General features: G+C 37.7%; 29 protein-coding genes. 21 read left to right on the plus strand and 8 right to left on the minus strand.

The window, feature by feature from the left end; all coding sequences use genetic code 11:
• Positions 1-14: 14 nt before the first annotated feature.
• Both COE25_RS04000 and vrrA read right to left on the minus strand, forming a co-directional pair.
• The gene (locus COE25_RS04000; RefSeq protein WP_098931401.1) at positions 15-956 is read right to left on the minus strand and encodes a 4-hydroxy-3-methylbut-2-enyl diphosphate reductase; all 942 of its coding nucleotides are present in this window, start codon (positions 954-956) and stop codon (positions 15-17) included.
• 140 nt (positions 957-1,096) lie between these two features.
• Positions 1,097-1,759, minus strand: a complete 663-nt coding sequence (vrrA, locus tag COE25_RS04005) for a VrrA/YqfQ family protein (RefSeq protein ID WP_179195920.1) — start codon at positions 1,757-1,759, stop codon at positions 1,097-1,099.
• A gap of 259 nt (positions 1,760-2,018) precedes the next feature.
• On the opposite strand from vrrA, the gene COE25_RS04010 reads away from it, so the two are divergent.
• Positions 2,019-3,335: a DEAD/DEAH box helicase gene (locus tag COE25_RS04010; protein WP_088089006.1), complete on the plus strand. Its 1,317-nt coding sequence runs from the start codon at positions 2,019-2,021 to the stop codon at positions 3,333-3,335.
• Between the two features lie 21 nt (positions 3,336-3,356).
• Positions 3,357-4,250, plus strand: a complete 894-nt coding sequence (locus COE25_RS04015; protein ID WP_088089005.1) for a deoxyribonuclease IV — start codon at positions 3,357-3,359, stop codon at positions 4,248-4,250.
• Between the two features lie 27 nt (positions 4,251-4,277).
• Here COE25_RS04015 and COE25_RS04020 read toward each other — a convergent pair whose 3' ends face one another.
• Positions 4,278-4,535 carry a DUF2624 domain-containing protein gene (locus tag COE25_RS04020; protein ID WP_088089004.1) on the minus strand — a complete coding sequence of 86 codons (258 nt, stop codon included), beginning with the start codon at positions 4,533-4,535 and terminating at the stop codon, positions 4,278-4,280.
• A gap of 173 nt (positions 4,536-4,708) precedes the next feature.
• Between COE25_RS04020 and COE25_RS04025 the strand changes: the two genes are divergently transcribed.
• Genes COE25_RS04025 through zur form a run of 3 tightly spaced genes read left to right on the plus strand, consistent with a single transcriptional unit; the run spans position 4,709 to position 6,736 of the window.
• Entirely contained in the window at positions 4,709-5,482 is a 774-nt protein-coding gene (locus tag COE25_RS04025; protein ID WP_098931403.1) for a metal ABC transporter ATP-binding protein, read from the plus strand.
• Positions 5,479-6,336: a metal ABC transporter permease gene (locus COE25_RS04030; protein ID WP_098931405.1), complete on the plus strand. Its 858-nt coding sequence runs from the start codon at positions 5,479-5,481 to the stop codon at positions 6,334-6,336. The genes COE25_RS04025 and COE25_RS04030 overlap by 4 nt, the downstream gene beginning before the upstream one ends.
• Positions 6,326-6,736: a zinc uptake transcriptional repressor Zur gene (zur, locus tag COE25_RS04035; RefSeq protein WP_088089001.1), complete on the plus strand. Its 411-nt coding sequence runs from the start codon at positions 6,326-6,328 to the stop codon at positions 6,734-6,736. The genes COE25_RS04030 and zur overlap by 11 nt, the downstream gene beginning before the upstream one ends.
• A 42-nt stretch (positions 6,737-6,778) precedes the next feature.
• Here the strand turns inward: zur and COE25_RS04040 are convergent, their stop codons facing one another.
• Positions 6,779-7,381 carry a 5' nucleotidase, NT5C type gene (locus tag COE25_RS04040; protein WP_098931407.1) on the minus strand — a complete coding sequence of 201 codons (603 nt, stop codon included), beginning with the start codon at positions 7,379-7,381 and terminating at the stop codon, positions 6,779-6,781.
• 337 nt (positions 7,382-7,718) lie between these two features.
• Between COE25_RS04040 and COE25_RS04045 the strand changes: the two genes are divergently transcribed.
• The gene (locus COE25_RS04045) at positions 7,719-8,036 is read left to right on the plus strand and encodes a hypothetical protein (RefSeq protein WP_483861191.1); all 318 of its coding nucleotides are present in this window, start codon (positions 7,719-7,721) and stop codon (positions 8,034-8,036) included.
• A 55-nt stretch (positions 8,037-8,091) separates the two neighbouring features.
• Here the strand turns inward: COE25_RS04045 and ispG are convergent, their stop codons facing one another.
• From ispG to COE25_RS04060, 3 genes are all read right to left on the minus strand, one after another.
• Entirely contained in the window at positions 8,092-9,192 is a 1,101-nt protein-coding gene (gene ispG, locus COE25_RS04050; protein ID WP_179196035.1) for a flavodoxin-dependent (E)-4-hydroxy-3-methylbut-2-enyl-diphosphate synthase, read from the minus strand.
• Positions 9,193-9,308: 116 nt separating this feature from the next.
• A complete protein-coding gene (locus COE25_RS04055; RefSeq protein WP_098931411.1) occupies positions 9,309-9,647 on the minus strand; it encodes a hypothetical protein in 339 nt (112 codons plus the stop codon).
• A 95-nt stretch (positions 9,648-9,742) separates the two neighbouring features.
• On the minus strand, positions 9,743-10,516 hold the full coding sequence (locus COE25_RS04060) for a DUF1189 domain-containing protein (protein WP_098931414.1): 774 nt from the start codon (positions 10,514-10,516) through the stop codon (positions 9,743-9,745).
• Between the two features lie 189 nt (positions 10,517-10,705).
• On the opposite strand from COE25_RS04060, the gene COE25_RS04065 reads away from it, so the two are divergent.
• Both COE25_RS04065 and COE25_RS30505 read left to right on the plus strand, forming a co-directional pair.
• Entirely contained in the window at positions 10,706-11,188 is a 483-nt protein-coding gene (locus tag COE25_RS04065) for a DUF456 domain-containing protein (RefSeq protein WP_088088995.1), read from the plus strand.
• A gap of 423 nt (positions 11,189-11,611) precedes the next feature.
• A complete protein-coding gene (locus COE25_RS30505; protein WP_180247412.1) occupies positions 11,612-11,800 on the plus strand; it encodes a hypothetical protein in 189 nt (62 codons plus the stop codon).
• Positions 11,801-11,889: 89 nt separating this feature from the next.
• Here the strand turns inward: COE25_RS30505 and COE25_RS04075 are convergent, their stop codons facing one another.
• Positions 11,890-12,585 (minus strand): Crp/Fnr family transcriptional regulator, encoded by a 696-nt coding sequence (locus COE25_RS04075; protein ID WP_098931416.1) that lies wholly within the window; start codon positions 12,583-12,585, stop codon positions 11,890-11,892.
• Positions 12,586-12,939: 354 nt separating this feature from the next.
• On the opposite strand from COE25_RS04075, the gene COE25_RS04080 reads away from it, so the two are divergent.
• The 13 genes from COE25_RS04080 (at position 12,940) to rpmG (ending at position 25,628) form a co-directional block, all read left to right on the plus strand.
• On the plus strand, positions 12,940-13,548 hold the full coding sequence (locus COE25_RS04080) for a superoxide dismutase (protein WP_098931418.1): 609 nt from the start codon (positions 12,940-12,942) through the stop codon (positions 13,546-13,548).
• 111 nt (positions 13,549-13,659) lie between these two features.
• The gene (locus tag COE25_RS04085; protein ID WP_098931421.1) at positions 13,660-14,877 is read left to right on the plus strand and encodes an MFS transporter; all 1,218 of its coding nucleotides are present in this window, start codon (positions 13,660-13,662) and stop codon (positions 14,875-14,877) included.
• A gap of 206 nt (positions 14,878-15,083) precedes the next feature.
• On the plus strand, positions 15,084-17,147 hold the full coding sequence (locus tag COE25_RS04090) for a peptidoglycan D,D-transpeptidase FtsI family protein (RefSeq protein ID WP_098931970.1): 2,064 nt from the start codon (positions 15,084-15,086) through the stop codon (positions 17,145-17,147).
• 277 nt (positions 17,148-17,424) lie between these two features.
• Complete coding sequence (locus tag COE25_RS04095; RefSeq protein WP_088088990.1) at positions 17,425-18,339, plus strand: phosphate ABC transporter substrate-binding protein; 915 nt, start codon at positions 17,425-17,427, stop codon at positions 18,337-18,339.
• Between the two features lie 80 nt (positions 18,340-18,419).
• Complete coding sequence (gene pstC / locus COE25_RS04100) at positions 18,420-19,340, plus strand: phosphate ABC transporter permease subunit PstC (RefSeq protein ID WP_088088989.1); 921 nt, start codon at positions 18,420-18,422, stop codon at positions 19,338-19,340.
• Positions 19,340-20,227, plus strand: coding sequence for a phosphate ABC transporter permease PstA (pstA, locus tag COE25_RS04105; protein ID WP_088088988.1), 888 nt, complete (start codon positions 19,340-19,342; stop codon positions 20,225-20,227). Before pstC ends, pstA begins: the two co-directional genes overlap by 1 nt.
• 16 nt (positions 20,228-20,243) lie before the next feature.
• The gene (gene pstB / locus COE25_RS04110) at positions 20,244-21,065 is read left to right on the plus strand and encodes a phosphate ABC transporter ATP-binding protein PstB (RefSeq protein ID WP_088088987.1); all 822 of its coding nucleotides are present in this window, start codon (positions 20,244-20,246) and stop codon (positions 21,063-21,065) included.
• 12 nt (positions 21,066-21,077) lie between these two features.
• The gene (gene pstB / locus COE25_RS04115; RefSeq protein WP_088088986.1) at positions 21,078-21,851 is read left to right on the plus strand and encodes a phosphate ABC transporter ATP-binding protein PstB; all 774 of its coding nucleotides are present in this window, start codon (positions 21,078-21,080) and stop codon (positions 21,849-21,851) included.
• A 13-nt stretch (positions 21,852-21,864) separates the two neighbouring features.
• On the plus strand, positions 21,865-22,524 hold the full coding sequence (gene phoU / locus COE25_RS04120; RefSeq protein ID WP_098931423.1) for a phosphate signaling complex protein PhoU: 660 nt from the start codon (positions 21,865-21,867) through the stop codon (positions 22,522-22,524).
• A 412-nt stretch (positions 22,525-22,936) separates the two neighbouring features.
• Positions 22,937-23,488 (plus strand): DUF4912 domain-containing protein, encoded by a 552-nt coding sequence (locus COE25_RS04130; protein ID WP_180247413.1) that lies wholly within the window; start codon positions 22,937-22,939, stop codon positions 23,486-23,488.
• On the plus strand, positions 23,481-24,749 hold the full coding sequence (locus COE25_RS04135) for a glycosyltransferase family 4 protein (protein WP_098931429.1): 1,269 nt from the start codon (positions 23,481-23,483) through the stop codon (positions 24,747-24,749). Before COE25_RS04130 ends, COE25_RS04135 begins: the two co-directional genes overlap by 8 nt.
• A gap of 4 nt (positions 24,750-24,753) precedes the next feature.
• Positions 24,754-25,368, plus strand: a complete 615-nt coding sequence (locus COE25_RS04140) for a hypothetical protein (protein ID WP_098931431.1) — start codon at positions 24,754-24,756, stop codon at positions 25,366-25,368.
• 110 nt (positions 25,369-25,478) lie between these two features.
• Positions 25,479-25,628, plus strand: coding sequence for a 50S ribosomal protein L33 (gene rpmG, locus COE25_RS04145; protein ID WP_066064234.1), 150 nt, complete (start codon positions 25,479-25,481; stop codon positions 25,626-25,628).
• Positions 25,629-25,679 lie beyond the last annotated feature (51 nt).

Consider the following 25,679-nt stretch of genomic DNA (forward strand, 5'->3'; position numbering starts at 1 on the left):
TCACTATTTTACTCTTAGGTTTTTTTAACCTTTGGTAATATTCTGCTTAATTGGACCTTTTTTCGACGTTCCCATGTGGCTTCATTATTTGGGTTAAATTGTTCAAGGAATGTGATTACTTCCTTTGTTATCGGTGTTGGAGTAGAGGCTCCGGATGTTACCGCGACATTTTTGGCATCCTTAATCCACTCAATTTCTAACTCAGTTATATCAGCAATGCGATACGCCTTTGTTCCAGCAATTTCCTCAGAGACCTGTGCAAGGCGATTGGAATTATTACTTTTTGGATCACCTACTACAATCGTCACATCAGCCTCTGTTGCTTGTTCTGCAACTGCTTCTTGGCGAATTTGCGTTGCATGGCAAATTTCATTATAGACTTCTACATTTGGATATTTTTCCTGAACTTTTTTCATCGTATCAGCCACATCCCATTGACTCATTGTTGTTTGATTTGTGACAAGTAACTTTTCACAGTCAATCGTTAATGCATCTACATCATTTGGAGTTTCAACCAGGTGGACCATGCCAGGGGCCACACCAACTGCACCCTCCGGTTCTGGATGGCCTTTTTTTCCGATATAAATTACTTGGTAGCCTTCTTTTGTTTTTTCTTCAATCAAATCATGGGTTCTCGTTACATCAGGACATGTCGCATCTATCGTTACTAGCCCTTTCTGTTTTGCGAGTTCTCTAACTTCTGGAGATATTCCATGAGCAGTAAAGATAACCGTACCTGTTTCTACTTTATCGAGAATATCTTTACGGTTTTTTCCATCTAGGGTAATAATCCCCTCTTCTTCGAAAGCATCTGTAACATGTTTATTATGAACAATCATCCCTAAAATGTAGATTGGGCGTGGTAATGTTTTATCTAAAGCAGCGTTTCTTGCAATAACCATGGCATCGACGACACCATAGCAGTAACCTCGTGGTGAAATTTTGATAATTTGCATATAAAAAGTCCTCCTAAAAAAGACATTGTTTAATAGTTTTACGTGTTTATTATATAAAACTAATAGAAATAATACAAAGATACAATTTTCCTTAGCAGTTTTAGGAAGAAAAAAAGAATGCTGTCTCCAGCATTCTGCATTTAAATATACATTTTCGGAACAGAACTTCCTTTTTGATTTGGACTTTTCTTTGAAGGCATTTGCTGTTGCTTATTTTTGCGTTGCCCTTTTTTATTGGAAGTACTTTTTACAGGTTCTTCATGATTGGATGATTCATCGACGGCGGCACCAGTTGATTGGTTATTTTCTACTGTTGCATCATCCGTAGTTTTTGAAGCATTTTTGAATCCTTTATAAATTTTCCACATTGCAGGAAGATTTTTTATCATTGGGCTATATTGTTGGATCATCGGCCCAATCGACTGGGCTGTCTTTAGCACCTGCTGCGTATTGTTCAACATGCTAGTTAGTCCGCCGGGGTTACTCAAAGATTGGAGCAGTCCTCCGCCTCCTGATGCTGCTTTTCCTGCTCCTTGCATTCCCATAAAGCCGCCAGCTTGGCTTCTTCCTCCGAGAATTTTCGAAAGTAATCCCCCGCCGCCTTTGTTCATAGGATTAGGTCTTCTCATCATTTGCCCCATCATCATGGGGTTATTTCCTCCTCCAAACGGATTGGAAGGGGCACCCATCATTGGATTCCTACCGCTAAAAGGGTTAAAACCAGGGTTCATCATCTGATTACGTGGTCCAAAAGGTCCTGGTCCCATTCCCCCCTGCATAGGCATTCTTGGTCTTGGTTGCATCTCGTTGCCTCCTTTCAATTGCCTCATGCTTTAAATTATGCATTTACCCTAATTTGGTTTAGGTATTATACACAGGACAAAGACTAAATTTAGTTGTTTAAAAGTCAGTAATAAGTAGAAAATGATATTAAAACGAAAGATAACTGGAGTTTTGATGAAATATTGACTATAATTGCATGATGGAATAGAAAGTGTTGCACTTGCTTAAGTAAAAAAACTACTCCAAAATCATGAGATTTTAATTATAAGGAGCAAATATATGAAAGAAAATCGTTTTGATCGTTTTACGTTTCAACCATTTATTATAGAAGCCGTTAAGGAGTTCGGTTTTACTGAGCCGACTGAAATTCAGGAACGGATGATTCCTGTCGTTTTAAAGGGAGAGAGTGCTATTGGTCAGTCACAAACAGGGACGGGAAAAACTCTTGCCTATGTTCTTCCAATCCTCGAAAAAATTGACCCGTCACGACAGGAAGTTCAAGCTGTCATTACTGCACCTACAAGAGAGCTTGCCTCTCAAATTTATCACCAAATATTAAAAATAACGACACATTGCAGCCCAGAGCAATCCATTATGACTAGATGCTATATTGGGGGGACGGATAAGCAGCGGTCGATTGAAAAATTAAAGGTTCAGCCACATATAGTTGTTGGAACTCCGGGTAGAATCAAGGACCTGATGAGTGAAAAAGCTTTATTTGTTCATACTGCGGCAATGCTGGTCGTGGATGAAGCTGATATGATGTTAGATATGGGATTTATTGAAGATTTGGATCGAGTAGCGGCTAAAATGCCAGAAAACTTGCAAATGCTCGTTTTTTCAGCAACGATCCCTGAAAAATTAAAACCCTTTCTTAAAAAATATATGGAAAATCCAAAAACTGTTCAGATAGAACCGAAAAGAAGAGCAGCAGAAAATTTAGAGCATTATCTTTTGCCATCAAGACACCGGAGTAAAAAGCAGCTTGTTCATGATGCCCTTCTTGCCTACAATCCTTATCTAGCGATTGTATTTACGAATACAAAAAAAATGGCTGAAGAAGTGGCGTACTTTTTAAATGAAAAAGGTTTAAAAGTTGGCCGAGTTCATGGAGATCTAAATCCTCGGGAACGGAAACAAATGATGAAGCAAATTCAGGATTTGGATTATCAATATATTGTCGCAACAGATCTTGCTTCTAGAGGAATTGATATAGAAGGGGTCAGCCATATCATCAACTATGAACTCCCGTCAGACTTAGATTTTTATATCCATAGAGTCGGGAGAACAGCGCGTGCCGGAAATTCGGGCATTGCCCTCACAATTTATGAGTCATCGGATGAAGATGCGTTAAACCGGTTAGAAAAAATGGGGATTCAATTTAAGAATGTCGATCTTAAAAATAACGAATTTGTTACCGTCGATGAACGTAATAAAAGGAAGACGCGTGTAAGGCAAGAGGATAAGGCCGATCAAAAAGCTAAATCGTTGGTTAAGAAGCCAAATAAAGTAAAACCGGGTTATAAAAAGAAAATGCAATGGGAAATGGATAAAATTAAAAAGCGTGAACGAAGGATTGAGCAAAGAAAAAAATAATCAAACCAGGGAGAAAAAGGTATGCTTAAATTAGGATCACATGTTTCGATGAGTGGGAAAGATATGCTGCTTGCCGCAAGTGAAGAAGCAATTTCCTATGGTGCAAACACGTTTATGGTCTATACCGGGGCACCGCAAAATACAAGAAGAAAAAAAATCGAAGATCTCAATATTGAAGCAGGGCGGAGGCATATGGAACAGAACGGTATCTCCGAAATTGTCGTTCATGCTCCTTATATTATCAATATTGGAAATACAACCAATCCAGATACTTTTGAATTGGGTGTTAGATTTCTTCGAACAGAAATTGAAAGAACAGAGGCAATTGGAGCAAAGCAAATCGTCCTGCATCCTGGAGCACATGTAAGTGCTGGTACCGAGGCTGGTATTAAAAAAATTATCGAAGGATTAAATGAAGTACTGACTGGCAAAGAGCAAGTCCAAATTGCCTTGGAAACGATGGCTGGAAAAGGCTCCGAGTGTGGAAAATCCTTCGAAGAAATAGCGATGATAATGGATGGAGTAAACTATAGTGATAAGTTATCCGTTTGTTTTGATACCTGCCATACGCATGATGCAGGCTATAATATTGTTGAGGATTTTGATGGTGTATTAAATGAGTTTGACAAAATAGTTGGCTTGAACAAATTGAAAGTACTGCATATTAATGATAGTAAAAATGCGGTCGGAATGCGAAAGGATAGACACGAAAATATTGGGTTTGGCCATATCGGCTTTAAGGCCCTAAATTATATTGTCCACCATCCACAGCTTACCGATGTTCCAAAGATTTTAGAAACTCCATATGTGGGTGAGGATAAGAATAATAAAAAAGCCCCATATAAATTTGAGATTCATATGCTCCGGGAACAAAAGTTCAATGAGAACCTGCTTGACCTTATCATGCAATCATAAAAAAGAGCTGTGCAAAGTGCACAGCTTTTACTTTTTAGTTAACTGTATAAATAATTTATTTACTTCTCGGGCCGTTGCTGGACCCGCTGTTTTGGCAATTTCTTTCACTAATTGAGTCCGCTGTGAATCATCAAATATATTCACATTTTTCCCTCTTAAGTATTCGGCAATTTTCACTGCCTGCTGCCTAGTCACTGATATTTTAAATTGATCCGCATATTTTACCAGTTCCTCAGCTGTGATCGTGTTAATTTTATGATTAATGATGCTCTGAAAAATTGTCACCCTCACCACTCCTCACCTTAATGTATGAAGAAGTTCCGGGAGTGTGATTAGAGATTTTTGTGAATCAAATGGACGAATGCCGGAGTGGCAGACTTTACATTCAAGAATACCTATTGTATACTACTTTAGGTTAAATCGGAATGATTCTTATAATTAAAGGTGATGCGCTGACTATGCAATCAATTATAGAAGTAAAAAAACTTTCTTATCGTTATGAAAAAGATGTTGTGCTAGAGGACATTAACATTACTATTCCAAGTGGTTCTTTTTTAGCGATTGTCGGTCCTAATGGATCTGGAAAATCCACATTATTGAAGTTGATTTTGGGTTTATTAAAGCCACAAAAAGGGGACATCTTTTTATTCGGTAAGGAAATTAATAAGTTTAAAGATTGGCAAAAAATTGGCTATGTTTCTCAAAAGGCTAATTCCTTCAACACTGGTTTTCCTGCTACTGTATTTGAAGTTGTCGAGAGTGGTTTAACCAAAAAGCTTGGGATGTTTAAGTTTTTTAAAAAAGAACATGCGCAAAAAGTAATCGAAGCCTTGGAGGCAGTCGGTATGGAAGGGTTTAGCAACAGAAATATTGGTGAGCTCTCTGGAGGTCAGCAACAAAGAGTTTTTATTGCACGAGCCCTCGTTAGTGAACCAAGTCTCCTCATTCTGGATGAACCTACGGTAGGCGTTGATGCCGAGAATGTTAATAATTTTTATCAAATGCTGGGTGATTTAAATAAAAGTCATGATATTACCCTTTTATTGGTTACTCATGATATTGGGACGATTTCGGAAAAAGTCTCACATGTTGCGTGCTTGAATAAACATTTGCATTTTCATGGGGAAACAATGGAATTTGAACAGCTCCGGGCTGATGGTATTTCTAAAATTTATGGCCATGATGTTCACATGCTAGACCATCATCATGAGCACGGAGGCGTTGTAAAATGATTCAAGGAATTTTTCACTATGAATTTTTACAAAATGCTTTTTTAACAGGGCTTATGATCGGACTTATTGCCCCGTTACTAGGAGTATTTGTTGTTGTAAGAAGACTATCGTTAATTGCGGATGCACTCAGTCATGTTACTCTGGCAGGCATAGCAGCGAGCCTGCTTCTTGAAAGAAATGTTGCGATGATGGCAGGAGTAAATCCACTATACTTAGGAATGGTTTTTTCTGTTGGGGGATCATTATTCATCGAAAAACTTAGGGGCGTCTATAAGCACTACCAAGAACTTGCGATTCCAATTATTCTCTCTAGTGGTATTGGCTTAGGGGTGATATTTATTTCGCTTGCCAATGGTTTTAATACTGATTTGTTTAGTTATTTATTTGGCAGTGTTTCGGCAGTTAGCAGAACCGATTTATGGGTCGTATTTATTATCGGTATCTTGGTAATTTTAGTGATTATTTTATTGTATAAAGAGCTTTTTTTATTATCCTTTGATGAAGAACACGCGAAAGCCTCAGGGATAGCGGCCAAAAGTATTCACTTTATTTTTATTGTGATGGTGGCCTTGGTAATTGCAGCTTCTATGAGAATTGTCGGAATTTTGTTGGTTTCATCTTTAATGACGTTACCTGTAGCAGCCAGTATAAGGCTAGCCAAAGGATTTAAGCAAACTATTTTTTTATCTGTCCTTTTTGGTGAAGTGTCAGTACTTGGCGGCTTGTTTACTGCGTATTACTTAGATTTAGCTCCCGGTGGAACAATCGTGATGATTGCAGTCCTTATCTTAATTTTTTCTATTTTTTATAAAAAATTCTTAATTCGTAAGGGGGTGCCGTCAGGTGAACGTTAATGAGGCAATCCAATACTTAAAAGAAAAAGGATTTAAACAAACTGGTAAAAGAGAAGATATGCTTCAATTGTTTGCTGACAGTGATAAATATTTAACGGCTAAGGACGTCTTGGATCAGCTTAAAGATGATTATCCAGGTCTGAGCTTTGATACTATCTATCGTAATCTTTCCTTGTTTGTGAATATGGGGATTCTTGAGATGACAGAATTATCAGGAGAGAAACATTTCCGTTTTACATGTTCAAGACATCACCATCATCATCATTTTATCTGTATGACCTGCGGAAAAACGAAAGAAATTGAAACTTGCCCAATGAACGACTTAAGTGAAAATTTAAAAGGATACGATATTTCAGGTCATAAATTTGAGATTTACGGTCTTTGTCCTGAATGTCATTAAAAAACAGCTTGTCTGCATACAAGCTGTTTTTTGTATCTAAAATTAAATGCTGGAACTAACCATTTCCCTGTGGACCTGCTGCTGCTTTTCCCAGTTTTCTACCCAAATATAAGCTTCTTTCCAGTTATTAACCCGGATGACACCCTTTGGAAGCGGATCTTGATTATATGGTGTATCAAATAATATGACAGGAATCTGACACTCTTCATGGATCATTACAGCATTATCGTGTTTATCCTCAAAAAAGATATCAACCGAATGCTTTTTCACTGTGGCTACTTTGTCATGTGATCCAATTAATTCAATGTGGTCAAAGGTTAAGCCTTTATCAAGGAACCATTGGATGGTTACATCGAGTAAATGGGAGCCACGTGCACTAATGAAAAACAATTCATGCTCTTTTTCCCATTTATTTAAGACTTTTCCCGCTCCTTCAGCGAGAGGAGAGCCTTTATAAATCATGGGTTCATTTTCAGAAAACCATGTGGCGAACTCTTTTTCTGAAACATTTACGAATGGAGTTAATTCATATTGATTAACGTCCTCATACATAATATTCATGTCAAATGCTTTATTAATAAAAGGGATGATGGATTTGGGGCATGTAACCGTTCCATCAATATCGATTCCAAACCTTTTTCTCATTTTTGCTCTCACCTTCATATAGCTTTTAGGATTCTCCTTTTAGTTTACCAAAATTGAGTGGTCAACGGGGGAAAAGAAACAAAAAACTAATTTAGGCAAACATTAACATACTAAAAAGCAGATAGAGGCGAACAATAATTAATGCTCCTATTACTGAAAGTGAGGGATTAGGATGGCAGATGAAAGAGACACGAAAGTGCAGGAAGCTCTTCAAAGTGCAAATATTGGCCAAGATATTCCCAATTCTCCTACATCATATCGGGAGGAAACAGCATCAGAAATTGCCGCACCTATTAGGGCTCACTACACATTGAAAAAAGATGACAATAATCCTAAGATTGGTGCTTCTGTTCCGATACGATCTTCAGAATATAGGGAAGAAACAGCAGCGGAAATAGCTGCTCCTGTTCCACTTATTCGAAGAAAGGAACAGACGGGGCAAAAGGAAAATGCTGCAGGTGGTACAGGTCTAGGAACGCTTGCTTTGGTGCTTTCGATTTTATCACTGTTTGTATTACCTATTCTTTTTGGAGCTGCAGGTATTGTGTTAGGTTTTGTTGCCAGAAGGAGAGGGGCCACAGGGCTAGGCGCCTGGGCCATTGGTATCGGTGCAATATCAATTGTTATTGGTATCTTTATTCTTCCGTTCTTTTAACACAACCTGCATAGGAGCAAAAAGAAACCCGGTGAAAATACCGGGTTTCTTGATGTTAATTCGTAATTTTATCTTCCTCTGCTTTTTTCTGAAAATATTCTTCGGCAATCTGGTCAATTTCTTTTTTCAATTCTTCAACTAATTGCGCTTCAGGAACCTTGCGGACGATCTCACCCTTCCTGAATAATAACCCTTCACCTCGAGCACCGGCAATGCCAATATCGGCTTCACGGGCCTCTCCAGGTCCGTTAACGGCACAGCCTAAAACAGCTACTTTGATCGGAGCTTTAATTTTTTCAATGTATTCTTCGACTTCATTTGCAATACTAATGAGGTCAATTTCAATCCGGCCGCATGTCGGGCAAGAGATCAATGTGGCCGCGTTAGAAGAGAGACCGAACACCTTTAAAAGTTCTCTAGCAACTTTTACTTCCTGAACTGGGTCTGCACTTAAGGAAACACGTAGTGTGTTACCGATTCCCATGTGTAAAATAGTGCCTAAACCCGCCGCACTTTTTATGCTGCCTGCAAAAAGGGTTCCAGACTCAGTAATCCCAAGATGAAGGGGATAATCGAATGCTCTCGATGCCTTTTCATAAGCTTCAATGGCAAGATTTACATCAGAGGCCTTCATGGAAACAATAATGTCATGGAAATCTAAATCCTCAAGAATTTTAATATGGTGTAGCGCGCTTTCGACCATACCATCTGCTGTTGGATATCCGTATTTCTCTAAAATTCTCTTTTCGAGTGAGCCAGCATTTACCCCGATTCGGATGGGAATGCCTTTTTCCTTCGCGGCTTTTACGACAGCCTCGACTTTTTCCCGTTTTCCGATATTACCGGGATTGATTCTGATTTTATCTGCTCCGCCTTCAATTGCTTTAAGAGCCAATTTATAATCGAAATGAATATCGACAACAAGTGGAATGTTGATTCTTTTTTTGATTTCAGGAATGGCATTCGCAGCCCGTTCATCCGGACAAGCCACCCGAACAATCTGACAGCCAGCTTCTTCAAGACGCTTTATTTCAGCAACGGTTGCTTCAACATCATGCGTTTTTGTTGTGGTCATACTTTGTATAAATAATTCGTTACTCCCGCCAATCGTTAAGTTACCAACTTTAATTGGTCGGGTTTTTGTGCGGTGTAATATTTCACTCACGTGTAATTCGCTCCTTCAAAATGGGATTCGAATAAGGTATATAAAAACAATCCGACTCTATTTTATCAGCCTTTCACTATTTTTGACAAGAATAAGCACTATCCTCTTTATTTTGAGTAATCAGGGAAATGATATGTAGACCCGATTTGAATTTTTTCTGGAGTCTCCCCAGGATTTAATTTTCGAAAGTCCTCGATTAAGTCGGAAATCGATACCGGAAGTGATTTATCCAGTTGATGTTCCACGATAGATAGCACTGTTTCACCTGGTTCAACTTGTGCTTCGAAAGAAGGGATGTCTGTTTCTGTTTTCAACTCCGTATTTTGTGTTTCGATTTTAGCATCCACCTGCTGTGTGAATTGGGAAGGCAGGGTGCCAACAGTTAAATCAATATAAATTACATATATGATTAAAACGGCTAATAAGAAACCAAATAACTTTTTCATCGGACAAGCCTCCAAATAGACAGTTTGTACATTGGTATGCTTGTCCAATTGGAAAAAGAACGAGTTAATAAAAAAACGCCCGCTATGGGCGCCTCTTAGTTCACTTTTTTGGGTTTTGGAATTTCATTTATAGCCAGGTATAAAACGATGATCACAACAAACCAATTAATCATGAAGCTGTTAGGAACGGTTGTTTTAATTGCCGCCATAATGGTAAAAAACAATGTTGGTAATGTTTCGCTGTATGCAGCCATTCGCCACAACTGCCGGTAATTTAGTTTCCTACCTAAAAGGTTCTTTAATAATAAACCAATTAGAGCCAAAACCGTTACCTCGATAAAACTGCCAGCACATGCAAACAAGTAGATAAACACAGAAACCACAGGGATTATTATCCATTTTATTCCGCCAATTGTGTTAATAAAATCCACAATGTCTCCCTTTGCAATGTTTAGCCCTTCTAACATGGAATAGGGATATGTATCAAATCGGCCACCTGCAGCTAAAACAAATTGATCTTCTAACATGGCAAAAGAATTTCCCTCATCTTGGATATCATCTGCAGAAATAGATCCAGTTGGGTCTAAAATAATAGAAAAATCATCCTTATTTAATGTAATGGGCACTTTAGTATCGGCTGTTAGATGCCCGTCTTGAATTGAAAAATCAGGTAATTCGTCAGTAATAATGGTTCTTGCCGTATCGACACCCGTGGTAAGTGCGGTACTTAAGTAAATTACTGACGGCAGAATCGAAATTAATGTTAAGAAGAAAACAAATAATATTGTTTTTCCTATCCCTTGGAATCGAAATAAGGCAATATCTTTAGGAGAGTAGATACTTTTATACAATTGCTTGAAAATATTCATAATGACCACCTTTATACATTAAATCACAAATGATTGCTTCAGCATCTATTGTATCTTTAGTAAAGGTTATATACAAGAATGACAGCAACTCAATTTAATATTTTGAAACCTATTCCAAGTTTTAATCGTATGAAGGAAAGTGTAAACTGTATAAAATATCTAGAAAAAGTTTTATGAGGGATGGATAAAATGGAATTGGTCTATTGGAGTATCATCATTTTGTTATTTATTGTTGCATTTGTTGGTCTGGTGTATCCGATTGTTCCAAGTGTGTTATTTATATTGGCAGGCTTTTTACTATATGGAGTCTTTTTTAATTTTCAACCCTTTCGATGGTACTTTTGGTTGATTCAAGGTTTGTTTATTGTACTTTTATTTGTTGCCGACTATATTGCTAATATGATTGGAATTAAAAAATATGGAGGTTCCAAGGCTGGAATCTGGGGAAGTACGATAGGGATTATCGTTGGACCATTTGTTATCCCTTTTTTAGGAATCCTTATTGGTCCATTTATCGGGGCAATAGGCGCTGAATTAATCTTCAACAAAAGAAATTTCACTGATAGTATTAAAATTGGTTTTGGCTCGGTCATAGGATTTATAAGCAGTGTTATAACAAAAACAATCATTCAAATCCTTATGATTGTTTATTTTTTCATTTTAGTCTTGTAAAGAAGCCACCTTTCTGGGTGGCTCAGATTGTCGAGAAAGGGTCGTTTTCTCGGTAATTTTTTATTTTGTCTGAATCTAAATCCCGATTTTTATTAATTGATTGTCCCTGCTAAAGGGCCTGTTGATTTCCGCTCCGGGCACTCGCTTTCCGCGGGGAGGTCCTGGAGCCTCCTCGGCGCTTTGGCGCCTGCGGGGTCTCCAGTGACCTCTCTATCCCGCAGGAGTCGAGTGCCCTCCACTCCAATCACCAGGGAGGCAAATTAACTTAAAGCATTGCAATATACTTTTTTTCTAGTCCTACTAAATCTTCTGGAACAAGTTCATAAATTGACACAAATTCATATTCACTTTGGCTCAACTCTTTTGGCATAAACATTGATTTCACTAATTCTTATTATTTTTTATATGAGTTGAAGTTCTTTATTGAATACTACACCGTTGATTGGAGCGGAAGGCGCGAAGACTCCTGCGGGAGTACGGGGCAGGGGAGACCCCGCAGAAGCGAAGCGACTAGGAGGCTCCCCGGCACGCCCGCGGAAAGCGAAGCGCCTGGAGCGCAAATCAACAGACAAGGTGAAAATCCTATTTATTAATATTATTTTAACAAATTAACGCGGTGGATAATTTAAGGAAGAGAATAAAAAAAGGCTATCGAAAGTTTTTCGACAGCCTGAGCCACTTATATGGGTGGATTTGTTTGGTTAATTTAATCCGCAAATTTCAAAGGAACAATTTTGACAGTCAACTTCTTCTTTTAAATAGTTGATTTTTTTTATAGTAAACTTTTGATTATCGTAGGTAATGATCTCTTTCTCGCGAAGATCTTTTAAGGCTCGTTGAATAACTTCACGCGTCCCATAGGTTAAATTAGCTAATTCCTGATGTGTTAAGGGCAGATCAATAAGAATTCCATCTTCTGTCTTAATTCCATAAGTATTAGATAAGCGGATGAGGATAGAATATAAACCGCCTTTTTTACCATTCATAATTAGGTCTTGGCATTTCATTTGTGCCTTTAAATAACCTGTACTTAGCCATGCAACAAGAGCGCTAATTGCTTCTGGATCATTTTTAATAAATTCTTCAAATTGCTCCTTCTTGATAAAAATCATTTCACAATCTGTCATCGTTTTTGCGTAAAATTGATAATGAGGAGATGGTTTGAAAAGTTGATACTCTACAATTAATTCCTGGTCATTTAAGATTTTTAAGATAAAATCCTTGCCGCGTAAATGAACTCTTCCAAGTGAAATACTTCCTTTAAGCAATAAGAAAACATACTGGGCAGGGTCCTTCTCTTGAAAAAGAACGGAACCGGCTTTAATCTTTTGAATTGGTTCTTTTTTTTCGTAAAAGTAAACTAGTAAATTATATATAGAATTACTACTTTTTTGCATGGAAAATCACTCCTTAGCACCCTACTCTTTGATTAAAATAAATTATTAACAAGGTGTCAATAGAACCTTTACATGAATTGGTAGTAACAAAAGTCGGATATGACAAAAATCGTTGACAGATTGCCCTTTGGATGAAAGGTGACAAATTTCCGAATCATTGTTAGGAACGGTAGTGGATTACGTTTTAGTAAAATTTAGAATAAAATCGTTCATTACGGGTATGGTATTTATGTTAAGAGCCTAAGCATTATATTTGAAACTGAGTACTGACTTTGGTATCTTAAAAAGGGAAGCTTTAGAAATATTCAAAATTCTAAGGCTGAAAAAATTACCATATACATAGGAGGAATAATCATGGCATTTGAATTACCACAATTACCGTATGCAGAAAACGCACTTGAACCACATTTTGACAAAGAAACAATGAACATTCACCACACTAGACATCACAACACATATGTAACCAATCTAAATAACGCTTTAGCTGGTAATGAAGAATTACTTTCTAAATCAGTTGAAGAAGTTATTGCTAATTTGGATGCGGTTCCAGAAGCTGCACGTACAGCCGTTCGTAACAATGGCGGCGGTCATGCTAACCATTCATTATTCTGGCAAATCCTTTCTCCAAATGGCGGCGGTGCACCTACTGGTGAATTAGCTGACGCAATCAGCAGCAAATTTGGCAGTTTCGAAAGCTTCAAAGAAGAGTTTGCTAAAGCTGCAACTACTCGTTTCGGATCTGGTTGGGCATGGCTATCTGTGTCTGGCGGAGAATTAGAAGTTTCAAGTACACCTAACCAAGACTCTCCATTAATGGAAGGTAAAACTCCAATTCTTGGTCTTGATGTATGGGAGCATGCTTACTATTTGAAATATCAAAACAAACGCCCAGATTATATTTCCTCTTTCTGGAATGTAGTAAATTGGGATGAAGTTTCAAAACGTTACAGCCAAGCAAAATAATAGCAATGGTAAGAAGGCAGCTTAAGCTGTCTTCTTTTTTTTGGATTTGAATATGTGAATAAGAAAAACTTGCTTGTTAAAGACTACCCATAAGATAAAGGGGAGTTTTTTATGGCAAAAAAATTTAAGATTCTAGGTGATGTTAAACTAACAAAAGATTTATCACTTTTGCTGATTATTGGTGGGTTATATTCATTAAGTATTGCTTTATCCAATACTTTTGTAAATATTTATCTATGGAAACAAACGGGTAAGTATTCAGATATCGCCCTTTTTAATTTATCGATTGTTGTTTTACAACTGCTCACGTTCATTTTGGCTGGCAGATGGGCCAAGAAAATTGACAGGGTGATCGTGCTTAGAATCGGTGTGATTTTTTTAGCGTTATTTTATGTAATGGTTTTAATAGCTGGCACAAAGGCTTCTACTTATTTACTTTTATTAGGGAGTCTGTTAGGAGTAGGTTATGGGTTTTATTGGCTTGCTTATAATGTGTTAACATTTGAGATCACCGAACCAGATACGAGAGATTTTTTTAATGGTTTTTTAGGGATATTATCGTCTGCGGGTGGAATGGTTGGACCAATCGCTGCTGGAATCATCATAACTAGATTTGACAAATTCACAGGATATACCATTGTTTTTGGGATGTCGCTAGCTTTATTTGCACTTGCGGTTTTTATGAGTTTTTCATTGAAACCACGACCATCGGCAGGAAGCTATTGTTTTATACAGATTCTTAATGAAAGAAAACAAAATGAAAATTGGCGACTGATAACAAACGCTAACTTTTTCCAGGGACTGAGGGAAGGGACCTTTGCATTTGTGATATCAGTGCTTGTTTATATTTCGACGGGAAGTGAACTGTCTTTAGGAACATTTGGTCTCCTTAATTCAGGAATATCATTTATAGCGTATTATCTTGCGTCAAGGTTAATTAAACAAAAGTTTCGAAAAAAAGCGATTCTTATTGGTGGACTTATCCTATATGCGTCTGTCCTGTTAATTGTATGGGACGTGAATTTTGTCAAATTGTTAATCTATGGTGGGATGATTGCAATTGCCTATCCGCTTTTGCTCGTCCCATATATGTCCACTACATATGATGTGATTGGAACAGGTTGGAAAGCGGCAGAAATGAGGATTGAGTACATTGTAGTTCGGGAAATATTCTTAAATTTGGGAAGGATTGTTTCTATATTATCCTTTTTAGCTGCTATCACTTGGTTTAATGCAGAAATCAGTATACCAATCCTACTACTTGCTTTGGGTGCTGGACACACATGCATCTATCTTTTTATTAAAAGAGTACATTTACCAGCACCGTAATGCGATGAGTATTTTATTTACTCACCGCATTTTTCATTTTTCACTGAGGCTTTTATGCTGAAAATGGTAAGGGTTTTTCATAGATAAAAGCGGAATTATCCTTTAAAATAGAGAAAGTGACTTTAAGCCGTGAAAAAAGGAAGTGTTTATATACCTTGAATAATAAAAAGAAAAAAAAGAAGGAACATGTGCCCTTTCGTTTAAACATGTTATTCTTTGTCGTGTTTTTGCTATTTTCTATCCTTATCCTTAGACTTGGTGAATTGCAAATCGTATTTGGTGATGATTTTAAACGTGAAATTGAACGTACGGAAGATATTACTGTTAATAACCCTGTACCAAGGGGGAAAATGTTCGACCGCAATGGTAAAATCATTGTTGATAATACACCCTTGAACGCGATTACTTACACAAAATATCAACAAACCACCCAAAAGGAAATGTTGGAAAGCGCGGCAAAATTAGCAAAAATCATTAACAAAGATACATCGAAAGTTCCTGTTCGTGATAAAAAGGATTATTGGATTTTAAAACATCCCAAAGAAGCAAAAGCAAAAGTTACGAAAAAAGAATGGGCTTTATATGAACAAAAAAAATTGGATGATAAGCAAATTTATAAGCTTCAGATTGATCGAATAACTGAGGATGAAGTAAACAGTATTATTGGTGAAGATCTTGAAACACTTGCTGTCTATAGGGACTTTAATAGTGGTTATGCCCTGACGCCTCAAATTGTTAAAAATAAAAATGTTACACCTAAAGAATTTGCGATTGTTAGTGAAAACTTAGAAAACTTACCTGGTGTTGATACAACAACTGATTGGGAACGAAAGTATGTTTTCGGTGATACATTAAAATCCATATTAGGAGATGTAACTTCCTCCGAAGCAGGGATTCCCAAGGAGCAATTAGAAAAGTATATGGCCCGTGACTACAGCCGTAATGACCGGGTTGGAAAAAGTTATCTCGAATTAAAATATGAAGATGTATTGCATGGTCAAAAGGCAAAAGTGAAAAATGTAACGGACAAGTCCGGTAAAATACTCTCAACTGAAGTAGTTTCGGAAGGAAAAAGGGGTAAAGATCTTGTTTTAACCATTGATATGGATCTTCAGAAGAAGGTAGAAGATATCATTGAAGAAGAAATGTGGAGTGCAAAGCAAAAACCAAATACCTCCCTTCTAGATCGAGCCTTCGTCGTTCTAATGGATCCACATACCGGTGAAGTCCTATCACTGGCTGGAAAACAAATTGGTAAAGATAAAAAAGGAAAAACAGTCATGAAGGACTTTGCAGGAGGAAATATTACCACTTCTTATAACGTTGGGTCAGCAGTTAAAGGGGCGACGATATTAACTGGATATAAAACTGGGGCAATACAACCAGGCTCTACACAACTAGATGAACCATTGAGAATAGCAAGCTCACCTGTCATGTCTTCATGGAGGACATTTGGCAGGATAAATGATTTAAGGGCACTACAGGTCTCCTCCAACGTATATATGTGGAAAACTGTTATTGCTATGGCTGGTGGCCAGTATAGACAAAATCAACCGTTGCCATTAGATTATTCTGCCTTTGATACTATGCGGCAGTCATTTAGTCAGTTTGGTTTAGGTACGCGTACAGGGATTGACTTACCTAATGAAATGAGCGGCTTTCCAGGTCCTGAAAGGACTCCTGGTTTACTTCTTTTCCTTTCGATTGGTCAATATGATACATATACACCAATCCAACTCGCACAGTACGTCTCCACAATCGCAAATGGTGGGAATCGGATCCAGCCGCATCTGGTTAAGGAAATTCGCGAACCAGAAATGGAAAATAATGAATTGGGTCCAATTGTCGAGGAAATTCAGCCGAAAGTATTAAATCGTTTAGATATGAAGCAATCTTGGATTAAGCGGGTTCAAGAAGGTTTTCGGATGGTCATGCAGGTGGGTGACGGTACAGCTGTAAGTTACTTTAAGAGCGCAGATTATCACCCTGCAGGAAAAACGGGAACAGCACAGGCGTTTTATGACGGCGCTGATAAGTCAAAGCGTGGGACTGAAGTAATGAACCTAAGTCTCGTAAGTTTTGCACCGTCTAATAATCCAGAAGTGGCAATGGCTGTTGTCGTACCGTGGGCATATCAAGGGAATAGCGGTCCAAGTATCAATAATTTAATCGGCCGAAGAGTCTTGGATGCGTACTTTGACTTAAAGAAAGAACGTCAAAATACAGAAAAAAATGCAACCTCTGATCAACAGGAAGTAAATAACGAATAAACCCAAAACAGTAGTCAAGCTGATCATTAATATTACTGAAACACCTGTCTCAGATTGAGGCAGGTGTTTTTTATACTTTTAAGTTCTACTTTGCATTAATCTAACGCATTAAGGACAATTTATATATAGAAAATATTATCGATTTACACAAACTCAACATATCTTTACAAAACCTTTACATTCAATTAAAACTCGGTTAACAGTTTAGTTTTATTCTTAGACATGTAAGACAGAACAAATAACAAACAAACCAAAATTCACAGGGGGAATTAAACAAATGAAAAGCTTTAAGAAATTTGGCCTATTACTTACTCTAGCAGCATTAATGGTATTCGTTGCTGCTTGTGGGGGAGCCTCTACTGATAAAAAAGATGAAACTGCTAATAAAGATAATAAAACTACAGAACTTTCTGGCTCATTAACTGTTTCTGGTTCCTCTGCTATGCAACCATTAGTTGCCGCTGCTGCTGAAGAGTTTATGGCTGAAAATCCAAATGTTGATGTTCAAGTAAACGCTGGTGGATCTGGTACGGGCTTATCACAAGTTGCTGAAGGATCTGTGCAGATTGGTAACTCAGACGTATTCGCTGAAGAAAAAGAAGGCATTCCAGCTGATCAGCTTGTTGACCATAAAGTAGCTGTTGTAGGTATGACAGCAGCAGTTAACCCTAAAGTTGGTATTAAAGATATTAAAAAGGAAGATTTAATTAAAGTTTTCACTGGAAAAATCACAAACTGGAAAGAACTTGGCGGAAAAGACCAGAAGATCGTTCTTGTAAACCGTCCGGACTCTTCAGGAACACGTGCGGTATTCAATAAGTTCGCCCTTGATGGTGCCACACCTGCTGAAGGGATTACGGAAGATTCTTCAAACACCGTTAAAAAGATTATCAATGAAACTGATGGTGCAGTGGGTTACCTTGCATTCTCATACTTCACTGACGAATCTGTAACTCCACTTGCAATCGATGGAGTAGAACCAAATGAAGAAAATGTGCAATCTGGTAAATTTCCAGTTTGGGCATACCAACACTCTTATACAAAAGGTGAAGCAACAGATCTTGCTAAAGCGTTCCTTGACTATTTAATGTCTGACGATATCCAAAACACACTATTAAAAGAACAAGGATATCTACCAGTAACAAAAATGAAAGTTGAGCGCGATGCAAAAGGAAATCAAAAAAACCTATAAAAACAGGTTGAATAATGAAAGGGTAAATGCAAGTAAGCATTTACCCTATTATGACGTATTTTAGGGGTGTTTGGTGCATTATGGAAAAGTTAGTTCCTGCAAAAGACAGATTGTTAAGTTCTAAGAAAAATTGGCTCGATGGGGAATTGCGCGGGAAAATTCTCGTTATCTTGTGTGCTGTCATCATGATCTCAGCAACCATTTCGATAACTATTTTCCTTGGTTCAAAGGGTTTACAATCTTTTATAAAAAATGGTGTAAGTCTTATTGAGTTCATAACCAGTACCCACTGGAATCCTACAAATCAAGCGAAACCCGAATATGGGGCTTTACCGTTTATTTTTGGTTCCTTTGCGGTAACCTTTCTTGCAGCAATTGTGGCAGCACCATTAGGTATTGGCGGAGCGATTTTTATGACCGAAATTGCACCCTCATGGGGAAGGAAAATATTACAGCCAGTGATAGAGCTTTTGGTCGGAATTCCATCTGTAGTTTATGGCTTCATCGGGCTTACAGTGTTAGTACCATTTATCAGGGAACATGTGGGCGGACTTGGTTTTAGCTTGCTCTCAGGTACCATTGTATTATCCATCATGATTTTGCCGACAGTAACTACAATTGCAACCGATGCGATGAGTTCACTGCCTAAAAATCTTCGTGAAGGTTCGTATGCTTTAGGTGCTACTCGCTGGCAAACTATAAGAAAAGTTTTAATACCTGCTGCATTACCTACCCTCCTGACTGCTATCGTTCTTGGGATGGCAAGAGCATTTGGAGAAGCTCTTGCGGTACAAATGGTCATCGGTAATGTAAGAGACTTACCAACAAGCTTATTAGACGCATCAGCAACCTTAACGACAATTATTACTCTTAACATGGGCCATACAACATACGGCAGTGTAGAAAATAATACTCTTTGGTCAATGGGCTTAATTTTATTAATCATGTCGTTTGCGTTTATTCTCCTCATTCGCTACCTTTCGTCAAGGAGGAAAATGTGATGAACAGTAAAACTGCAGATCGGATTGCCACAGGAGTATTTATAGCCATTGCAATCATAATCATTTCTATATTAGTTGGTTTATTTTCTTATATTTTGATTAATGGATTTAAACATATTTCGCTTGACTTTTTAACCTCTCCGTCAAGCAATGTACGTGCAGGCGGGGGAATTCGTGACCAATTGTTCAATTCATTTTATATATTATTTATTACGATGATAATTGCCCTTCCGTTAGGAATTGGCGGTGGAATATATATGGCTGAGTATGCTAAGCCGGGGAAAATTACAGACATGGTCCGTTCTTGTATAGAAGTTCTAGCCTCTTTACCATCCATAGTCATTGGGATGTTTGGTTTATTAATGTTCGTTAATTTAACAGGCTGGGGCTACACCATTTTAGGAGGAGCCTTAGCCTTAACGGTTTTTAACCTGCCTGTAATTGTAAGGGTGAGTGAAGATGCGATCCGTGCCGTCCCAAGTGATTTGAAAGAGGCTAGTCTTGCCTTAGGGATTACCAAATGGCATACGATAAAAACTATTTTATTACCAAGTGCTTTTCCGACGATATTAACTGGTGCGATTCTTGCCGCAGGTCGTGTATTTGGTGAAGCCGCTGCATTATTATTTACAGCCGGTCTTTCAACACCAAGACTCGATTACGCAAACTGGAATCCATTTTCCCCTCAATCACCGTTAAATATATTTCGTCCAGCAGAAACGCTTGCGGTTCATATTTGGTCTGTAAATACACAAGGGTTAATTCCAGATGTGGAAGAGGTTTCTAATGGTTCAGCTGCTGTTTTAGTAATATCGGTATTAATATTTAACTTATTAGCTAGGTGGATAGGAAGCATGATTCATAAAAAGGTAACAGCATCAAAATAAGGGGCGGGGAGATAGGATGGTTACAGCATTTAAAGAAGAATCGACCGATAATCAAGCTGTTCAGTCTAACAGCCAGTTGCAAAAGGAACATATCTTAAAGGTAAATAATTTAGAAATATTCTATGGAGAAAAACGAGCTGTAAATGGGATTTCACTTGATATTGAAAAAAATTCCGTTACAGCACTCATAGGCCCATCAGGCTGTGGTAAATCCACTTTTTTAAGAAGTATTAATCGAATGAATGACCTCATCCCTGGAGCAAGGGCGGAGGGAGAAATCATATATGAAGATCTCAATATTCTGTCGGAACAAATAAATGTCGTTGCTCTCCGTAAGGAAATCGGCATGGTTTTTCAAAAGCCCAACCCATTTCCAAAATCAATTTATGAGAATATTACACACGCCCTTAAATTTGCTGGAATCAAAAAGAAAAGCAAACTTGATGAAATGGTGGAAGTGAGTCTGAAAAAAGCAGCATTATGGGAGGAAGTAAAGGACAGGCTTCATAAATCGGCTTTGTCACTTTCTGGCGGGCAGCAGCAACGTCTTTGTATTGCAAGGACGATTGCGATGAAACCGACTGTCATGCTCCTTGATGAACCATCCTCGGCACTAGACCCGATATCCAATGCTAAGGTTGAGGATTTAATTGTTGATTTAAAAAAAGAGTATTCAATTATTATTGTCACCCATAATATGCAGCAGGCATCACGTATTTCTGATAAAACAGCCTTCTTCTTGAGCGGTGATATAATTGAATATGATCATACGGAAAAAATCTTTACCAATCCATCTGTTAAAAAGACAGAGGAATATATCTCTGGAAGGTTTGGATAAGGGGGAACAGTTGTGGCAATATCAACATTAACCAGACAAGTATTTGATATTAAAGACCTAAATTTATGGTATGGTGAACATCATGCGTTAAAAAACATCAACTTTCCAATTGACAAAAAAGAGGTTACTGCAATCATTGGTCCTTCTGGCTGTGGGAAGTCCACATTTATTAAAACTCTTAACTTAATGATAAATATGGTCCCGAATGTAAAAATGACGGGCGAAATTAATCTAAATGGGCAAAATATATTAGACAAGAAAATGGATCTCGTCGAACTCCGCAAACATGTTGGAATGGTTTTTCAGAAGGGAAATCCTTTTCCGCAATCTATCTTTGACAATGTTGCCTATGGTCCGAGAGTCCATGGTATCACTAAAAAGAAGCATCTCGATGAGATTGTCATTAAATCACTGATGGATGTAGCATTATGGGAAGAAGTAAAGGACCGTTTAAATGCTCCTGCTTTAGGACTTTCAGGGGGGCAACAGCAAAGGCTGTGTATAGCAAGAGCGCTAGCAACGAAACCGGAAGTATTGCTAATGGACGAACCTACTTCAGCCTTAGACCCAATTTCTACGTTGAAGATTGAGGAAATGATCTTAGAATTAAAAGAAAAATATACAATTGTTATTGTTACCCATAACATGCAGCAGGCATCAAGGGTTTCAGATAAAACAGCTTTCTTTTTAATGGGTGAATTAATCGAACTAGATTCAACTTCGACAATTTTTTCTAATCCAAATGACTCAAGAACTGAAGGATATATTACAGGAAGATTCGGATGATGAGGTGTTTACTATGAGTACGAGGACAAATTTTGATAATAATTTAAAAGAATTAAAAGATCTTCTATTAAAAATGGCTGAAAAATCGGAGCACGCTATCCAAGAATCGATGATTGCCCTAATAAATCAGGACATGGAAAAGGCGAAACAGGTAATTGATGGTGATAATGAAATCGATGAGTTAGAATATGAAATTAATGATAAAGCATTATTATTAATAGCAAGACAATCACCCGTAGCCACCGATCTTAGGAAAATAAATGTAGCATTAAAGGTTTCATCTGAGGTTGAACGTTTTGCAGATATAGCAGTAAATATAGCAAAATCGACCATCCATATTGGCAAGGAAGAGCATTTTAAAGAAATAATAGATATACCAAAAATGATGGAGATGGCCTTAGAGATGGTTTCTGATTCCATAAAAGCCTATTATTCAGAAGATGTTACGTTGGCAAAAAAGTGCGCGGATAAAGATGATGCAGTGGACAAAATGTTTGGAAGCTTAATTCAAGAGTTATTGGGCTATATCCCACAAAATCCAAACTCAACAAACCAAATTATTCAATTAGCGTTTGTATGTAGATATATTGAAAGAATCGCAGATCATTCAACCAATATTGCAGAGCATGTCATTTACCTTGTGACAGGTAACCGCGTGAATTTAAATGACTAATGATAAATAGTGTTTATTAAAGATGAGGATTTTTATGCCTTATCTTTTTTTATTTTAGGCTCAGTTAATCTGAGATGTTGATTTACGCTCCAGGCGCGTGCGGTTCGCGGGCGGTCAGGGGAGCCTCCTCGGCGCTAAGCGCGCCTGCGGGGTCTCCCCTGCCCCGTCCTCTCGCTGGAGTCTTCGCGCCTTCCGCCCCAATCAACTTGGCTGTAATATCAACAATGACCTTTATCACAGCCTTATTTTTACAAGGTGAACGGATTGGCATTTAATATTAAAGTCTTTCAAGAAACGACAATTTGCGTTTATTGTGCGCGGTTGAATCTGGTGGTACGATTAAATTATCATGTATTAAGCATAATTTGGAATTTGGTGCATATATTGATTGTTTGCAGAAATGGAGGAAGACATGATTAATGAGATTAGTAACCTAAAAGGAGATGGAAGAAATATAACTAACAATCCATCTACAGATTTTATTCCAATTAAAGGTGAGTTGGCCGCAAAGCTTGTTACCCCCCGCAAACTGCTTCTCTTCTGGGAAGTTTCCGAAGTACCAAAAAAAATGATTGAACTATTTTTTAATCTTAGTTTTGAGAGTCTTATCCCTGTTGTTCGGATCTATGATGTAACAGATTTGGTTTTTACCGGAAAAAATGCTCACCATTTTTTTGAAATCGCGGTTCCTTATCAGAAAGGACATTGGTTCATCAAAGGATTGGTTGCAAATCGCAGCTATGTAGCAGAATTAGGGATTACTATTTCCAACCAGAAATTTTTCCCCCTATATCGTTCTAATTCCATTCAAACTCCGATGATGGAAATACCGAATGGAACTGAAATGAATCATGATCTAATCCAGCTTAAGCAACATGAAGAGCAGTCGCCAAAGTGGATTGATCATGTTAGTACGTATAGTTATTACGTGGACTCAAAAAACATGGAGAATATTAATGGATAATATATTCTCCCAACTCGATGGTTCGCATAAAACCCCATCCAATTATCGGACTTTAAAAATACTGATGCTTTGCTGGGAATATCCTCCTAATATTGTTGGGGGTCTTTCAAGACATGTATTTGGATTATCCGTTCATTTGGCAGAAAAAGGACATGAAGTTCATGTTTTAACTGCAATAAATGGTAATCTTCCTTCATTTGAAAATATGGACGGCGTAAATGTTCATCGAGTCAAACCAATAAACCAATACGATGATAATTTTCTTTCGTGGATAGGTGGACTTAATTTAGCTATGGCTTTCAAGGCAGAACAATTAGCGGAGGAAATCCATTTTGATATCATACATGCCCATGATTGGCTTGTTGGTTCAGCCTCGATTGTATTAAAAGAAACACTGAAAATTCCACTACTAGCAACCATTCATGCGACAGAGTATGGAAGGAACAACGGTATTCATACTGAAATGCAACAGTTTATTCATAAAAAGGAACAGCAATTAATTTGCGAATCCGATCAAATTATTGTTTGCAGCGATTACATGAAAGATGTTCTCAACTCCATCTTTAAGGCGAAAAATGATAAGATAGCCATTATTCCAAATGGTATTGAACCTGTCTTGAATGAACTTGATACAGAGGAAATATTTCCGGAACTTAAGGATCAGAAATACATTTTTTCAATTGGGAGAATCGTAAAAGAAAAAGGATTTGAAACCATTATAGAGGCAGCATCGATCGCAAAAGAGAGGGAAATAGACTGCTTTTTTGTGATAGCAGGAAAAGGACCGATGCTTGAAACGTATCGAAGACAAATTAACGTGCGGAATTTAGAAAGCCATATTACATTTGTTGGATATGTTACTGATGAGCAAAGGAATTCACTCATTGCTGGAAGTGAACTAGCAGTCATTCCTAGTTTATATGAACCTTTCGGAATAGTGGTACTTGAAACGATGATCTTAGGTAAACCAACGATTGTATCCAATACAGGTGGGATGAAGGGTATTGTGAAGCATCTACATACAGGATTACTAATGACCCCTGGGGATGCAGAGAGCATGCTCGAACAAATCGACTTTCTAATAAATCATCCACTTAAAGCTGAAGAAATTGGTAAAAAAGGAAGACAAATTGTAATAAGCCTGTATGGATGGAAACGTATTGCATCCGAAACAAGCAGGGTAATGGAAGATACTGTATTGAACAAACGCGTTCATACTGATGCACAAAAAGAAACACCAAATAATTTAAAAAAGGTGTAAAACGATGACTCTAACTGAACAACAAAAATATAAACAGACTCCTGTCCACCAACTGCCGCCGGATACGCTGCAATTTATTCCTGGTTTATGGGCAAACGGAAAGTATGTTTGGCTCCATGATTGTACAGAAAAGGTCTTTCAAGAGGAAGAAATAATTATTAAAGTGAAACAGGAGCAACGCCACTCCAAAGTTCGTTTTTCAAGTGTGTATGTCAGTAATCACAGCGAGCAAACGAAAGAGATTAAGATCTTGGCTTTGCATTATTTTCCCGATGTTATTCAAGACAACCTAGCTTTTGTATCTCCAACAGATTATAGGATTTTTCACCTCGCCAATAACAATATTTATTTAGTTAATGGAGACATCAATGGAGTGGGTATGAAAGAATATACAGCCATGCCGCAGTGGAAGGTTTTTACAGATCAAATTTGGAGTTCACTTCAAAAGGGGAACTTGAATTATCTTCCCATGGCAAAAGGTCCAGCGGCCAGTATTTTTGCAATGAAAATGACGATAGAGTCGCATGGAATTGCTAAAATGAACACATGGACCATGATGGGTTCCAACAAAAGTGAATTGATTTCAAGGGAGGAAGCACTTTTAAAGAAAATTAACTGAAATGAATGAAAGTTTATTAACAAAAAAACATACTAGCATTTCCTTTTAAAAAATGATATTATGGAAAAGTCGTATGAAAGAAATGCTTAATTGTTTGGAGGGAAATAAACATGCGTGTGAATATTACATTAGCTTGCACTGAGTGTGGAGATCGTAACTATATTTCAACAAAAAATAAACGTAATAATCCAGATCGTCTTGAGCTTAAGAAATATTGCCCAAGAGAAAAACGTTCAACAGCACATCGCGAAACAAAATAAACAGTAGGGGCTTCCTGCTGTTTTTTTTGTTGTCTAAAAGTTAGGAGCTTA

The sequence above is a fragment of the Bacillus sp. AFS031507 genome (genome assembly GCF_002584635.1).
Lineage (GTDB): Bacteria > Bacillota > Bacilli > Bacillales > Cytobacillaceae > Neobacillus.

Bases quoted from the DNA above. Each gene is read 5' to 3' on its own strand.
- COE25_RS04000 (WP_098931401.1), bottom strand. From the start codon at position 956: ATGCAAATTATCAAAATTTCACCACGAGGTTACTGCTATGGTGTCGTC.
- vrrA (WP_179195920.1), bottom strand. From the start codon at position 1,759: ATGCAACCAAGACCAAGAATGCCTATGCAGGGGGGAATGGGACCAGGA.
- COE25_RS04010 (WP_088089006.1), top strand. From the start codon at position 2,019: ATGAAAGAAAATCGTTTTGATCGTTTTACGTTTCAACCATTTATTATA.
- COE25_RS04015 (WP_088089005.1), top strand. From the start codon at position 3,357: ATGCTTAAATTAGGATCACATGTTTCGATGAGTGGGAAAGATATGCTG.
- COE25_RS04025 (WP_098931403.1), top strand. From the start codon at position 4,709: ATGCAATCAATTATAGAAGTAAAAAAACTTTCTTATCGTTATGAAAAA.
- COE25_RS04030 (WP_098931405.1), top strand. From the start codon at position 5,479: ATGATTCAAGGAATTTTTCACTATGAATTTTTACAAAATGCTTTTTTA.
- COE25_RS04040 (WP_098931407.1), bottom strand. From the start codon at position 7,381: ATGAGAAAAAGGTTTGGAATCGATATTGATGGAACGGTTACATGCCCC.
- COE25_RS04055 (WP_098931411.1), bottom strand. From the start codon at position 9,647: ATGAAAAAGTTATTTGGTTTCTTATTAGCCGTTTTAATCATATATGTA.
- COE25_RS04060 (WP_098931414.1), bottom strand. From the start codon at position 10,516: ATGAATATTTTCAAGCAATTGTATAAAAGTATCTACTCTCCTAAAGAT.
- COE25_RS04065 (WP_088088995.1), top strand. From the start codon at position 10,706: ATGGAATTGGTCTATTGGAGTATCATCATTTTGTTATTTATTGTTGCA.
- COE25_RS04075 (WP_098931416.1), bottom strand. From the start codon at position 12,585: ATGCAAAAAAGTAGTAATTCTATATATAATTTACTAGTTTACTTTTAC.
- COE25_RS04080 (WP_098931418.1), top strand. From the start codon at position 12,940: ATGGCATTTGAATTACCACAATTACCGTATGCAGAAAACGCACTTGAA.
- COE25_RS04085 (WP_098931421.1), top strand. From the start codon at position 13,660: ATGGCAAAAAAATTTAAGATTCTAGGTGATGTTAAACTAACAAAAGAT.
- COE25_RS04090 (WP_098931970.1), top strand. From the start codon at position 15,084: ATGTTATTCTTTGTCGTGTTTTTGCTATTTTCTATCCTTATCCTTAGA.
- COE25_RS04095 (WP_088088990.1), top strand. From the start codon at position 17,425: ATGAAAAGCTTTAAGAAATTTGGCCTATTACTTACTCTAGCAGCATTA.
- pstC (WP_088088989.1), top strand. From the start codon at position 18,420: ATGGAAAAGTTAGTTCCTGCAAAAGACAGATTGTTAAGTTCTAAGAAA.
- pstA (WP_088088988.1), top strand. From the start codon at position 19,340: ATGAACAGTAAAACTGCAGATCGGATTGCCACAGGAGTATTTATAGCC.
- pstB (WP_088088987.1), top strand. From the start codon at position 20,244: ATGGTTACAGCATTTAAAGAAGAATCGACCGATAATCAAGCTGTTCAG.
- phoU (WP_098931423.1), top strand. From the start codon at position 21,865: ATGAGTACGAGGACAAATTTTGATAATAATTTAAAAGAATTAAAAGAT.
- COE25_RS04130 (WP_180247413.1), top strand. From the start codon at position 22,937: ATGATTAATGAGATTAGTAACCTAAAAGGAGATGGAAGAAATATAACT.
- COE25_RS04135 (WP_098931429.1), top strand. From the start codon at position 23,481: ATGGATAATATATTCTCCCAACTCGATGGTTCGCATAAAACCCCATCC.
- COE25_RS04140 (WP_098931431.1), top strand. From the start codon at position 24,754: ATGACTCTAACTGAACAACAAAAATATAAACAGACTCCTGTCCACCAA.
- rpmG (WP_066064234.1), top strand. From the start codon at position 25,479: ATGCGTGTGAATATTACATTAGCTTGCACTGAGTGTGGAGATCGTAAC.